This window comes from Brevibacterium ihuae (assembly GCF_900184225.1).
GTDB lineage: Bacteria > Actinomycetota > Actinomycetes > Actinomycetales > Brevibacteriaceae > Brevibacterium > Brevibacterium ihuae.
The window spans coordinates 112,320-125,554 of sequence record NZ_FXWZ01000003.1 but is presented as its reverse complement, the minus strand read 5'-3'; the positions used below and the strand labels follow the sequence as shown (position 1 = coordinate 125,554).

Here is a 13,235-nt window from a genome sequence, read left to right as displayed (position 1 = left end):
CACGCCCTCAGTCGACGAGCGCACCCCGGATGAATGCCGCCTGCCCCGTGTGCTGGGCCGCGTCGTCGATGATCGAGACGAGCCTGACCCCGCGGGTCACCGGCGGGTCGAAGTTGTCGTCGATGACCTCGTCGAGCTCGGCCTCGGTCACCGTGCCGAGGTACTCGACGGCGGCCTCGCGCACTGCGGTGAGGTACCCGAGGAGCACCTCGGGCCCGTCGACGCGGAAGGCGGCCACCTGCTCCGGGGAGTCCCCGAGGCCGAAGTCGGCCGGACCCCGATCGAACCTCTCCACCCAGCCCTGCTCGGTCCACACCTGCTCGCGGCCGGCCGCGTGGGCGATCTGGAGGTCCTGCTCCCGCGCGATGTGCCACACGAGCCATGCGATCGAATTGCTGCTCCCGGTGAGCCGCGCGTGGAGGGTGTCGTCATCGATCTCGTTCAGGATCGTTCGGCATCCATCCACGGAGCGGTCGTAGGCGTCTATGAGCAGGGCGTTGAGATCCATCGGGGCTGTCTCCTTCGTTGCGGCGGGCGGGAATCGGACCGGGGCGCCGACCCGGAGGTCGACGCCCCGGTCGAGTGCGGTGCGGGTGCGGATCAGCGTTGGGCGGATCCGCGCGGTGCGGTCTGCGGATCAGTTCGCGAAGGCGTTGATCCCGGTCATCGCGCGTCCCAGCGTGAGCTGGTGGACCTCGTGGGTGCCCTCGTAGGTGAGGACCGTCTCGAGGTTGATCGCGTGGCGCAGCGGCGAGTACTCGCTCGTGATGCCGGAGCCGCCGAACAGCGCGCGGAGGTCGCGGCAGATGTTCATCGCGGTGTCCACGGTGACCATCTTGCCGAGGCTGATCTGCTCCGGCCGGGCGCCCTTCTCGTCCTTGATCCGACCGATGTGGGCGGCGAGCAGGGTGATCTGCGAGTACTGCCCGAGGGCCTTCGCGAGCTTCTGCTGCGTGATCTGGAACGAGGACAGCGGCCGCTGGAACTGGATCCGGGTGCTCGTGTAGTCGATCGCCGACTCGAGGGCGTCGCGGGCGGCGCCGGTGACGCCGAACACGATGCCGAAGCGGGCCTCGGAGAGGCACGACAGCGGTCCGCGCAGACCCTTGGCCTTCGGCAGCATCGCCGACTCCGGCAGGCGCACGTTGTCGAGGACGATCTCACCGGTGATCGAGGCGCGCAGCGAAAGCTTGCGCTGGACCTTGGGCACCTCGACGCCGGCGGTCTTCGTCGGCACGACGAAGCCGCGCACGATGTTCGCGCCCTTGTCGTCGAGCTCCTCGGTCTTCGCCCACACGACCATCACGTCGGACACCGGGGAGTTGGTGATCCACATCTTGGCGCCGTTGAGCACCCAGTCGTTGCCGTCCTTACGCGCCGTCGTCTTCATCCCGGCGGGATCGGAGCCGACGTCGGGCTCGGTGAGGCCGAAGCAGCCGATCGCCTTGCCGGCGGCCATCTGCGGCAGCCACTCGTTCTTCTGGTCCTCGGAGCCCCAGTGGTGGATCGCGAACATCGCGAGCGAGCCCTGCACGCTGACGAGCGAGCGGAGGCCGGAGTCGATGGCCTCGAGCTCACGGCACGCGAGGCCGTACTGGGTGGCGGTGGCGCCGCCGCAGCCGTAGCCCTCGAGGTGCATGCCGAGGACGCCGAGCTCGCCGAGGCCCTCCGCGAGCTCGCGCGCCGGGATCGTCCCCTCGAGGTAGTAGTCGCCGATCTTCTCGCGGACGTTCTCGTCGAGCCACTTGCGGACGATCCCCGCCCAATCGCGGTCCTCCTTCGAGAAGACGGAGTCGATGCCGAGGATCTGGTCGGGGGTCTGAACTGTGCTCATCACGGTCTCTTTCTGGTGGTCGATCGTGGTCGGAACGCGTATCTGACCCCGGATGATGATGCAGGGGACCTCACTGTCCTCTAAGGATTCAGTGACATCATCGGTCAGCGTGAACGTTCGTCATATCAGTCTAATCGGGTCGACCGGTTCCGTGGGCACCCAGGCCGTCGATGTCGCGCTCGCCGAACCCGATCGCTTCGCCGTGACCTCACTCGCCGCCGGATCGAACATCGGACTGCTCGTCGAGCAGGCCGTGCGGCTGGGCGCCCGCCGGATCGGCGCCGCCGCCCCCGGGGACGCCGATGCCGCGGAGATCCGCCGCCTCCTCGACGCCGAGGCCGCCCGCACCGGACTGCCGAACCGGGTCGAGGACATCGAGCTCGGTCCCGCCGCGAGCGAGCGGATCGCCGCCGGCGACGCCGACGTCGTGCTCAACGCGGTGACCGGTGCGATCGGTTTGCGGAGCACGCTCGCCGCGCTCGAGGCCGGCACGGACGTCGCGCTCGCGAACAAGGAGTCGCTCATCGTCGGCGGCCCCGTCGTGCTCGCCGCCGCCGCGCGCACCGGCGCGCGCCTCATCCCGGTCGACAGCGAGCACTCCGCCATCGCGCAGGCGCTGCGCGCCGGCCGGGCGGATGAGGTCCGCCGCCTCGTCATCACCGCCTCGGGCGGGCCGTTCCGGGGGATGAGCCGGGCCGAGCTCGACTCCGTCACCCCGGCCCAGGCGCTCGTCCACCCGACGTGGAACATGGGCACCGTCATCACGACGAACTCCGCAACGCTCGTCAACAAAGGTCTCGAGGTCATCGAGGCACACCTCCTGTTCGACATCGACTACGACCGGATCGACGTCGTCGTCCACCCCCAGTCCCAGATCCATTCGATGGTCGAGTACGTCGACGGCTCGACGCTCGCCCAGGTGTCGCCCCCGGACATGCGGCTGCCGATCGCCTACGCGCTCGGCACCGATCGCTCCGGCGCGACCCGGCGCGTGCCCGGCGCCGCCGCGCCCAACGACTGGACCTCGCCGACGACGTGGACCTTCGAGCCGGTGGACCGGGAGGCGTTCCCCGCCCTCGACCTCGCGTACCGGGCCGGTCGCCACGGCGGCACCGCGCCGGCGGTGTACAACGCCGCGAACGAAGTCCTCGTCGACGCCTTCCACGCCGGCCGGATCACGTTCGGGCAGATCGGCGACGGGATCGCCGCCGCGCTCGACTCTCTCACCGGCGACGGCGCGCAGTCCGTGCCCGGCGCCGACCGGGCCGAATCCGAGCTCACCCTCGAGACCGTGCTCGCCGCGGACGCCGCCGCCCGCGCCCATGCCCGAGAGCTCGTCGACCGGTGACGCCGCTGCTCTACGCCGTCGGCGTCGTCCTCTTCCTCGTCGGGATCAGCCTCTCGATCGCGCTCCACGAGCTCGGCCACCTCGTCCCCGCCAAGAGGTTCGGGGTCAAGGTCACTCACTACATGGTCGGCTTCGGCCCCACCCTGTTCTCCCGCCGCCGCGGCGAGACCGAGTACGGGATCAAGGCCCTCCCGCTCGGCGGGTTCATCGCGATGCCCGGCATGTACCCGCCGGTCGAGGCGACGCGGGCGCGCGCCGAGGAGCTGCGCGGCGCCGACGACGCCGAGGAGATCGTCACCGCCGACGCCCGCCGCCGGAAGTCGGCGCGGGCCGCGGCAGAGGTCGAGGGCCGAGGCGGCACCCGGGCCCGCCCGCGTCGCGGCCGGTTGTTCGAGCGGAGCATGTCCGACGCCCGCGCGTTCTCCAACCAGGAGATCGCCCCCGGCGAGGAGCACCGCACCTTCTACGCCCTGTCGGTGCCGCGCCGGCTCGTCGTGATGTTCGGCGGGCCGTTCGTCAACCTCGTGCTCGGCATCATCATCATGGCCGTCGTCATGCTCGGCTTCGGCGTCGTCCAGCCGACGACCACGGTCGCGACCGTCGTCGAGTGCGCGGTACCGGCCTCGGAGGCCGCCGAGCGACCGGCGGAGGAGCGCAACAGCTGCCGCGAGGGCGACCCGCTCACCCCCGCGTGGGAGGTCGGGATCGAGCCCGGTGACGTCATCGTCGCCATCGACGGGCAGGCGACGCAGTCGTGGGACGAGCTCTCACAGGCGGTCCGCGACTCGGCGGGCGACACCGTGCCGGTGCGCATCATGCGCGACGGCCACCAGTCCGACATCGAGGTGCCGATCATCGCCACCGAACGACCGGTGCTCGACGACTCCGGTGCCCCCGTCGTCGCCGAGGACGGCACCCCGGCCACGGAGACCACCGGCTTCCTCGGCGTGAGCCCCACGCAGGAGCGCCGGCCGATGGCCCTCGCCGAGTTCCCGGGCGAGATGGTCGGCATGATCGGCCAGACCTTCACCGCGCTCTTCACCCTGCCGGAGAAGCTCATCGAGATCGGCGGGGTCGCGTTCAGCGGTGCCGAACGCGATCCGGAGGGCCCGATCGGGATGGTCGGCGTCGGCCGCGTGGCGGGGGAGATCGTCAGCACCGAGCAGCTCGAGATCGTCGAGAAGGCCCAGGTGGGGCTCTCGCTGCTCGGTTCGCTCAACCTCTTCCTCTTCGCCTTCAACATGGTGCCGCTGCTCCCGCTCGACGGCGGGCACATCGCCGTCGCCCTGTACGAGGGGGCCCGGCGCCGGATCAACCTCGCGCGCGGGCGCGGGATCATCGGTCCGTTCGACACCGCGCGCCTGCTGCCGCTGACCTACGTCGTGGTCGGGGTGCTCCTGTGCATGACCGCGCTCCTGCTCTACGTCGACATCGTCGAGCCGGTCCGCCTGTTCGGCTGACGCGGCGGGTGCCCCGGGGTACGATCGTCCCCGATGGGCGCGACCGGGGGTACGATCGTCCCCGATGGGCGCGACCGGTCGCCCTGAGACCACCCGGAGCACGATGATCCCCTCACCCCCTCCCGCCCTCTCCGATCCCCGACCCGGACTCGCCGTCGAGGCCGTCGGCCTCCGCAAGGTGTTCGGCACCGCAGTGGCCGTCGACGACATCGATCTCGCCATCCCCCGCGGGGGCGTGTACGGCATCCTCGGCCCCAACGGCGCCGGCAAGACGACGACGATCCGGATGCTCACGACCCTCCTGCCGATCGACGGAGGACGGGCGAGCGTTCTCGGGCACGATGTCGCGACCCGGCCGCACGATGTCCGCAGGAGCGTCGCTCTCACCGGGCAGTTCGCGTCGCTCGACGAGGACCTCACGGGCCAGGAGAACCTCTTCCTGCTCTCCCGCCTGTTCGGCTTCTCCGGGGCGGCTGCCCGCGCCCGGGCACGGGAGCTCCTCGGCGCCTTCGACCTGCTCGAGGCCGCCGACCGGCAGGTCAAGCGCTACTCCGGGGGGATGCGCCGCCGTCTCGACATCGCGGCTTCCCTCGTCGTCAGCCCGGAGCTCCTGTTCCTCGACGAGCCGACGACGGGGCTCGATCCGCGCAGCCGCAACCACGTGTGGGACATCGTGCGCTCCCTCGTCGCCGCCGGGACGACGGTCGTTCTCACCACCCAGTACCTCGACGAGGCCGATCAGCTCGCCTCGCGGATCGCGGTCATCGACCACGGCAGGGTGGTGGCCGAAGGCACAAGCGATGAGCTCAAGGCGCTCGTCGGCCAGGGGACCGTCAAGGTCCGCCTCGCCGATCCTGCCGATGCCGAGCGGTCCTCCGCGGTGCTGCGCGACGTCCTCGGCGTCGAGCCGCTTCCGCAGACCGACCCGGCCGAGATCCTGTGCACCGTGGCACCGGGCACCTCGGTCGCGGCAGTGCTGCCGGCCCTCGAGGCCGCGGGGATCGCGATCTCCGCGTTCTCCCTCGGCCAGCCGAGCCTCGATGAGGTGTTCCTCACCCTCACCGGCGCCCCTGTCGCGGACGACCGGACCGACCACCGTCCCGCGACGGGGAAGGACGACCGATGACGACCACGTCCCGCCCGGAGGTCACCGCCGTCCTGCACGGCGCGGTCGACCGCCCGCGGCCCGCCGGGCCCGTCGCCGCGGCGCTCGTGTACGCCCAGCGCGCCCTCCTCAAGATCCGGCACGTCCCCGAGCAGCTCTTCGACGTCACGGTGTTCCCGGTGATGATGACCCTGATGTTCACCTTCCTGTTCGGCGGTGCGCTCGCCGGGTCGATCGACGCCTACGTCCAGTTCCTCGTCCCCGGCATCTTCGCCCAGACCATCATCATGATCACGATGTACACCGGTCTCACGCTCAACAAGGACATCGAGAAGGGGGTGTTCGACCGCTTCCGCTCGCTGCCGGTGTGGCGTCCGGCTCCGCTCGTCGGCGCCCTGCTCGGCGACCAGGTCCGCTATCTGCTCGCCGGGACGATCACCCTGGGCCTCGGGTTCCTCCTCGGGTTCCGGCCCGCCGGCGGGTTCCTCTCGGTCGTCGTCGCCACCGTCCTCCTCCTCGTGTTCGCCTTCGCGCTGTCGTGGCTGTGGACGATGATCGCGCTCCTCGTGCGGACCGAGCAGGCGCTCATGGGGATCTCGATGTTCATCCTCATGCCGCTCGTCTTCGCGAGCAACATCTTCGTCGACCCGGCGACGATGCCCCGGTGGCTCCAGGGATTCGTCGAGGTCAATCCGGTGAGCGTCGTCGTCACCGCGATGCGCGACGTCATGGCCGGGGACCCGTCGTTCGGCGGGATCGTCCTCGTCTTCGTGTGGTCCGGGGTCCTCGTCGCGATCTTCGGCCCGATCTCCATGGTCCTCTACAACCGGCGCACCTGAACGAGCGAGCTGATCAGCCCGGGGCGGGGGCCGGCGGCGGACCTGAACCGGTGCGCCCGCTCCCAGCGACCGGGCAGACACGGCGAGTACGATGGAAGGTGAGTCTCGCGCCCGCGCCCGGGCGCACTGCAGTCGTCGAAGGGAAGCACGTGACCTCGGTCAACCTCGGAATGCCCGCCGCCCCGCCTCCGGTCCTCGCCCCGCGTCGACGGACCCGCCAGATCCGGGTCGGCTCCGTGGGCGTCGGCTCGGATTCGCCGGTGAGCGTCCAGTCGATGACGACGACGAAGACCACCGACGTCAACGCCACCCTCCAGCAGATCGCGGAGCTCACTGCCGCCGGCTGCGACATCGTCCGCGTGGCCTGCCCGAGCGCCGACGACGCCGAGGCGCTGCCCGCGATCGCAGCGAAGAGCCAGATCCCGGTCATCGCCGACATCCACTTCCAGCCCAAGTACGTCTACGCCGCGATCGACGCCGGGTGCGCGGCGGTGCGCGTCAACCCGGGCAACATCCGCAAGTTCGACGACCAGGTCAAGGAGATCTCGCGGGCAGCCTCGGATGCCGGCGTGTCGATCCGGATCGGCGTCAACGCCGGCTCGCTCGACAAGCGGATCATGGAGAAGTACGGCAAGGCCACGCCCGAGGCGCTCGTCGAGTCCGCGGTGTGGGAGGCGTCGCTGTTCGAGGAGCACGACTTCCACGACTTCAAGATCTCCGTCAAGCACAACGACCCCGTCATCATGGTGCGCGCCTACGAGCTCCTCGCCGAGGCCGGCGACTGGCCGCTCCACCTCGGCGTCACCGAGGCCGGGCCGGCGTTCCAGGGGACGATCAAGTCCGCGACCGCGTTCGGCGCGCTGCTGAGCCAGGGGATCGGCGACACCATCCGCGTCTCCCTGTCGGCCCCGCCGGTCGAGGAGATCAAGGTCGGCAACCAGATCCTCGAATCCCTCAATCTCCGCCCCCGCAAGCTCGAGATCGTGTCGTGCCCGTCGTGCGGTCGCGCCCAGGTCGACGTGTACACGCTCGCCGACAAGGTCACCGCCGGGCTCGAGGGGATGGAGGTCCCGCTCCGCGTGGCCGTCATGGGCTGCGTGGTCAACGGACCCGGCGAGGCGCGCGAAGCCGACCTCGGCGTGGCCAGCGGCAACGGCAAGGGACAGATCTTCGTCAAGGGCGAGGTCATCAAGACCGTTCCGGAGAGCGAGATCGTCGAGACCCTCATCGAGGAGGCCATGCGCATCGCCGAGGAGATGGACGCTCCCTCCGGCCCTGCCGAGGTGGTCGTCGGCTGATGCGCCTGGCCCGGCTCGGCCACGAGCACACCGACTGGCTGCGCCGGCTCACCGAGGCCGACCCGGCCCAGCACGTCTTCCTCGCGAGCCTGCTCGAGCTCACCGGGAGCGCGCAGGTGTCCTCGCCGGCGGGGACGCTGTGGGGTGTGTTCGACGGCGAGTCCCCGGTGGCCGCCTATTGGATCGGCGGCAGCATCATCTCGATCGCCGCGACCCCGCGCACGAACGTCGAGGTCGCGCACATGCTCAACTCGCGCGGACGGCCCGCCTGCTCGCTCATCGGCGATCACCGCGCCGTCATCGACCTCCACCGGCGCCTGCGCTGGGGCCCGGCGCGCAGCGTACGGGCGGATCAGCCCTTCATGGTCGCCGACCGCAGTCCGCGGGTGGCGCCCGCCCCCGCCGTGCGGGTGGGGGACCTCGGGGACGTGAGCGAGGCCTACGCCGCAGCGGTCGAGATGTTCACCGAGGAGGTCGGGTTCTCGCCGGTCGAGCACGGTTCGGCGGCGTACGTCGGAAAGGTGCGTGCGAACCTCTCGAGCGGCAGCACGCTGCTCTACACCGCCGAGTGCGGCCCCGACGGCGCGCCGCTGCCCCGGTGGCCGGCGCCGAACTCCGCGCGGCAGGTCGTCTTCAAGGCCGACATCGGGATCCGGTCGCGGTCCGCGGTGCAGATCCAGGGCGTCTGGGTGCACCCGGTGTTCCGCGGCACGGGCCTCGCCGCCCCGGGAATGGTCGCGGTGACCGACCACATCCGGCGCACCGTGGCGCCGATCGCCAGCCTCTACGTCAACGCCTTCAACGCCCCGGCGCTGCGGACCTATCGGAGCGCCGGATACTCCCAGACCGGCCGCTTCGCCACCATCATCTACTGAGACCTCAATTTCCGAAGGTTTCTGAGAACGATTCCGCAGTTCTTCGCAATGTCACCCGTCCCGATGAGCCGGGTCAGCCATCGCGGGGATCGAACCGGAGCTCGCCCGCCGGGATGTCGGTGCCCGGCCCTCGTCCTCGGAGCGCCTCGAGCGCACGTCGGTCCTTCTTCGTCGGTCGTCCCGTGCCCTTGTCCCGCCGGGGCACCCATCCGCGCAGCGTCGGATCCGGCGGCGGCGTGAGGTCCTCGTAGCACCGCTGTGCGATCGGGGCGCCGCCCCGGGTGTCGAGCAGCGCGGTGATGCGGAGGATCTTCTCGAAACCCGTGCGCCGGATCCGCACCTCCTGGCCGATCCGCACCTTCTGCGAGGCCTTGACCCGCTGGCCCTCGAGCTGGACATGGCCGCCCCGGCATGCCGCCGTCGCCGCCGAGCGCGTCTTGAACATGCGCACCGCCCACAGCCAGACGTCGATGCGCTGGGATTCGCTGGAGTCGAAACGGGGCTCGGGCATGGGACGAGTGTAGTCGGGTACCGGTCCGGCGGCCGAGGTGCGGGCCGGGACACGGGTAGTCACAGCCTCCCGGACCGGGTCCGCCGGGACGCCGAGGTAGCCGACACCATTCGCCCCGCGCTCGCCGGAACGCGGAGGCGGTCGAGACCGCTCACCGGGTGCGCGGGGGAGCACCGAGGCGGTCGAAGCAACCCGGTACCGCGCCCGCGCGCATGTGGTGTTGCCGGGTCAGTCGGTGAACTCGACGCTCGGCTTGGGTCGCGTGTCGACGCTGAGCCGGAAGACGTCGGGGCGCGAGTAGTGCCCCACCGCGTCGAAGTCGAAGGTCGTGCGGGACCGGGCGGAGACGTCGATGTCCGCGGTGAGGATCGCCTCCTCGTCGTAGACCGGTCCGGCGAGCAGTTCACCCGAGGGGCCGTAGATCGCTGAGCCGCCGCGGATCAGCCACCCCGCGTCGTTCGGCTCGAGCGTGCTCGCGTAGTCGTCGCCGTAGTCCTCGGCGCGGATCGCCTGGCAGGCGGCGAGCACGAAGCACCGGCCCTCCATCGCGATGTGCGCCATGGTGTGCTGCCAGGTGTCCCGGTCGTCGACGGTGGGCGCGCAGTAGACCTCGACACCCTGGGCGTACATCGCCTGCCGCAGCAGCGGCATGTAGTTCTCCCAGCAGATCACCGAGCCCACGCGGCCGGCGGGGGAGTCGTGGACCGGCAGGGTGGATCCGTCCCCGAATCCCCAGATCAGGCGCTCCGAACCGGTCGGCATGAGCTTGCGGTGGTGCCCGACGATGCCGCGCTCGGCGTCGATGTGGACCGCCGTGCAGTAGAGCGTCTGCCCGAGGCGCTCGATGATGCCGAGCACCGTGAATACACCCGTGCGGCGCGCGGCCTCTGCGACCTGTTCGAGCTCGGGCCCGTCGAGGGCGACGGCGCCGTCGAAGTACCGCTGGTACTCGTCCCGGCCGGCGTCGGTGCGCCGACCCACCGGCGCGCCGAACGTCAGCCCCTTGGGGTACGTGCCGAGGGTGGCCTCGGGGAAGACCGCGAGCTCGGCTCCGGCGAGAGCGGCATCCTCGAGCAGGTCGCAGATCCTCCGGGTCGTGGCTGCGGTGTCGAAGGGGACGGAGCCGGTCTGGACGACGGCGACGCGGGTCATGGTGTTCTCCTCGGGTGGGTCGGTGTCGGTGGGTCGGTCGCCGGTATGCGTGAGCGGTCCAGCGGGTGGAGCCCGGCAGGAGCCGGATCCCATCTGCCATCGTGCCATCACCGGTGAGGCCCCTGATACCGGCAGCGGCGGTGAGGCGCCGAGGGCGAATCGGAATCATCTGCGATCGGGGCGCCTCGGCTCCGTCCACAGTTGTCGGACCATGGGAAAAATGGCCGTAAGTTTTCGAACGAACTGTGGATAAAGGAGTGTTTGCACTGACTTGATCACTCCCGTGTCCGTGCCTCGCGATAGCGTGGAATCACGGCAGCACCACCGCTCATGGGGTCTCGATCACGGGATGCCGCGTTCGACGGCAACAATACGGGGCGGGTGGGGTCGAAGGCGCCGGGCCGGAGTCGCATGACTGCGGCTGAGATCAGCCCGGACGAGGGAGGAGAAGAGGTGAGCAGCTGATGACCGAGACGACGTTCGAACCCGCCGGCGCCCGGACACCCGCCGATGTCCCGGCACTGCTGCGGCTGCAGGACTCCCTGCCCTCCTACGATCGGCTCATGCTCGCGCGGATGCGGCTCATCGCGGACACCGTCGTCGAGGAGTGCCTCGAACTCGAGCCTCAACCGGCATCCGCACCCGAAGCGAGGACCGCAGTCGGAACCGCGGCCGCGTTGGAGTCAGGATCCCCAGCCGCAGCCGGATCCACGCTCGGGGCCGGATCCACCGGCGAGGCCCGATCCGAAACCGGCGCCGGGCCCGTACGCCCGGGTCTTCCCGCTGAGGAATCCCTGTCGAAGTGGGTCCTCGAAAGGATGACGGGAGAGCACCTCACCTGCCTCGCGGCCGTGCTCGACTCGACGATCACCCGGGCCTACTCGACTGCCCGCGACGCGCTCATCGCCTGCTTCAGCCTCCATCGCTCGCGCGCGCTCGTCGAAACCGGGCGGATGCGCTTCGATCGACTGCAGTACGCGGCACGGCGCGCTCATCGCCTGGGTGACCCCAAGCTCGCCGAGCTCGATGCGGGGATCGCGGAGCTGCGCGCGGATCTGTCGTGGGAATCGTACTGCCGAGCGGTCAACGATCTCATCCGTCTGCTCGCCGATGATGACGAGCAGGCTGAGGACGTCCACACCCGCAGGCGCGTCGAGTTCTGGCGCAGTGACCCTCATGAGGGGAAGCTCCAGCTCACCGGTCCGCTCGAGCCGCTGTACGCACTGCACCGTCGGCTCGAGGCCACCGCTCGGGCGATCGCGCGTGCACAGACCGGCACCTTCGGTGAACAGCTCCAGCCGGGGTCGGTGATCATCGACGATCGCACCGTCCCGCAGCTGATGTTCGACCTCATGAGCACGCTTGCGCCCGGCACCGAGGTCGAGGTCCTCAATCCCGTCGACTTCGGTCGCGCCACTCCGGACTCACGCACCGCCACCGGCAGCCGTGCCGAAACCAGCCTCCGCGACGCTGCTGGCACCTGCACCGTCTCCGTCTCTCGAACCACCACCGAAACCGACTCATGTGCTGATACCGACTCTCGAACCGCCGCCGACTCTCGAACCGCTGCCGACTCTCGAACCGATGCCGCCACCCGCACGACGTCGGACGCGGAAGCAGGTTCGACGGCGGATGCGTCCGATCGGACTCGACCTCGAACCGCGGCGACTGGCACCGGTGCGGGAACCGATCCCGGGCTGCGGGATTGCGGCGACCTCGCTGAAGCGCTTCTCCGCACCGCAGGTACCTCGCCCGAGAATGTCGGAATCGCATTGCCGACTGATGCACGACCGGTCCCGGAACCGGAGCGGCCGCCAGACGACCTGAGCCGTGTCGTCATCACCTGCCCGACGAATCAGGAATGGCTGCGCCGCCAGGCGACCGTCGTCGTCACGGTCCCGTTCCTCACCCTCACCGGACACTCCGACCTGCCAGGGCACTGGTCCGACCGCGGACCCGTGCCGGTGGAGATGGCCCGGCGACTCGCTTCCCGCAGCTCGACGTTCCACCGGATCCTCACCGATCCTGTCACCGGTGTCGTCTGCGACGAGACCGCCCGGTCCTACGCGATCCCCAAGGGCATCCGGATGACGATGAACGAGAAGTGGACCTGGTGCACCGCACCCGGGTGCACGCGGCGTGCCGAGACCTGCGACGCCGACCACGCGATCCCGTTCGATCATGCGGATCCGGCAGCCGGCGGCAGGACCGACCTGGAGAACCTGCACCCCCTGTGTCGGTCGCATCACCTGATGAAGACCGAGGGGACCCTCCGGCTCCGTGCCGGTCCCGGGAACATGAAGAGGTGGGAGTTCCCGCACGGCATCGTTGCCGAGATCCGTGCCGCCGAGCGCGTCATAGACCGCGCCGCTGCCCGTGAGATGCTCCGGATCCTCGGTTCGACGGGTTCGGACGACCGCGCCGGGCCGGAGACCACGGACGACCGCACTGGACAGGAGAACCTGGACGACCGCACTGGACAGGAGAACCTGGACGAATGCGCTGGCCGAGCAGGTCCGGGTGAGCGCGGGAGACCGACTGAATCTGACCGCCGGGACGAACCGGGCGATCATGAGCCTCGGTCCGGACCCGGTCGTTCGCACCGCCGTGCGGAGGATGGCCGTCATCCACGGCCCGCTGCGCCGCCCGATCCGTGGACCAGCCGGAATGATGATGCCGGGGAGCTCTGGACCCACGCGGACGATGACCCGCCGCCGTTCTGAGTACAGTCGGGCACCGTCGCCAGTGCGCCTGCGTCGTTGCCTCCTGACGTTCGGGCCAGGTGCACCGCCGGACAGAGTCGGACTCGCCGC

At 70.3% G+C, this 13,235-nt stretch carries 11 protein-coding genes; 7 read left to right on the top strand and 4 right to left on the bottom strand.

Going from position 1 to position 13,235, the window contains the following annotated elements:
- Nucleotides 1-7: 7 nt before the first annotated feature.
- Together C1A17_RS05915 and C1A17_RS05910 are read right to left on the bottom strand one after the other, a co-directional pair.
- On the bottom strand, nucleotides 8-508 hold the full coding sequence (locus tag C1A17_RS05915; RefSeq protein WP_101651767.1) for a mycothiol transferase: 501 nt from the start codon (nucleotides 506-508) through the stop codon (nucleotides 8-10).
- A gap of 129 nt (nucleotides 509-637) precedes the next feature.
- Entirely contained in the window at nucleotides 638-1,834 is a 1,197-nt protein-coding gene (locus tag C1A17_RS05910; RefSeq protein WP_101651765.1) for an acyl-CoA dehydrogenase family protein, read from the bottom strand.
- A 109-nt stretch (nucleotides 1,835-1,943) separates the two neighbouring features.
- On the opposite strand from C1A17_RS05910, the gene dxr reads away from it, so the two are divergent.
- The 6 genes from dxr (at nucleotide 1,944) to C1A17_RS05880 (ending at nucleotide 8,759) form a co-directional block, all read left to right on the top strand.
- Complete coding sequence (dxr, locus tag C1A17_RS05905; protein ID WP_101651763.1) at nucleotides 1,944-3,182, top strand: 1-deoxy-D-xylulose-5-phosphate reductoisomerase; 1,239 nt, start codon at nucleotides 1,944-1,946, stop codon at nucleotides 3,180-3,182.
- A complete protein-coding gene (locus tag C1A17_RS05900) occupies nucleotides 3,179-4,642 on the top strand; it encodes a M50 family metallopeptidase (RefSeq protein WP_101651760.1) in 1,464 nt (487 codons plus the stop codon). Before dxr ends, C1A17_RS05900 begins: the two co-directional genes overlap by 4 nt.
- A 64-nt stretch (nucleotides 4,643-4,706) precedes the next feature.
- Nucleotides 4,707-5,768 carry an ATP-binding cassette domain-containing protein gene (locus C1A17_RS05895; protein WP_425427278.1) on the top strand — a complete coding sequence of 354 codons (1,062 nt, stop codon included), beginning with the start codon at nucleotides 4,707-4,709 and terminating at the stop codon, nucleotides 5,766-5,768.
- Nucleotides 5,765-6,586 (top strand): ABC transporter permease, encoded by an 822-nt coding sequence (locus C1A17_RS05890; RefSeq protein ID WP_101651758.1) that lies wholly within the window; start codon nucleotides 5,765-5,767, stop codon nucleotides 6,584-6,586. The genes C1A17_RS05895 and C1A17_RS05890 overlap by 4 nt, the downstream gene beginning before the upstream one ends.
- Nucleotides 6,587-6,735: 149 nt before the next feature.
- A complete protein-coding gene (gene ispG, locus C1A17_RS05885) occupies nucleotides 6,736-7,884 on the top strand; it encodes a flavodoxin-dependent (E)-4-hydroxy-3-methylbut-2-enyl-diphosphate synthase (RefSeq protein ID WP_101651756.1) in 1,149 nt (382 codons plus the stop codon).
- Entirely contained in the window at nucleotides 7,884-8,759 is an 876-nt protein-coding gene (locus tag C1A17_RS05880) for a GNAT family N-acetyltransferase (RefSeq protein ID WP_101651754.1), read from the top strand. The genes ispG and C1A17_RS05880 overlap by 1 nt, the downstream gene beginning before the upstream one ends.
- Nucleotides 8,760-8,832: 73 nt before the next feature.
- Here C1A17_RS05880 and C1A17_RS05875 read toward each other — a convergent pair whose 3' ends face one another.
- Both C1A17_RS05875 and C1A17_RS05870 read right to left on the bottom strand, forming a co-directional pair.
- Nucleotides 8,833-9,270: an RNA-binding S4 domain-containing protein gene (locus tag C1A17_RS05875; RefSeq protein ID WP_101651752.1), complete on the bottom strand. Its 438-nt coding sequence runs from the start codon at nucleotides 9,268-9,270 to the stop codon at nucleotides 8,833-8,835.
- Nucleotides 9,271-9,498: 228 nt separating this feature from the next.
- On the bottom strand, nucleotides 9,499-10,422 hold the full coding sequence (locus C1A17_RS05870; RefSeq protein ID WP_101651750.1) for a carbon-nitrogen hydrolase family protein: 924 nt from the start codon (nucleotides 10,420-10,422) through the stop codon (nucleotides 9,499-9,501).
- A gap of 464 nt (nucleotides 10,423-10,886) precedes the next feature.
- Here C1A17_RS05870 and C1A17_RS05865 point away from each other — a divergent pair, with 464 nt between their 5' ends.
- Nucleotides 10,887-13,145, top strand: coding sequence for an HNH endonuclease signature motif containing protein (locus C1A17_RS05865; RefSeq protein WP_101651748.1), 2,259 nt, complete (start codon nucleotides 10,887-10,889; stop codon nucleotides 13,143-13,145).
- Nucleotides 13,146-13,235: the final 90 nt, after the last annotated feature.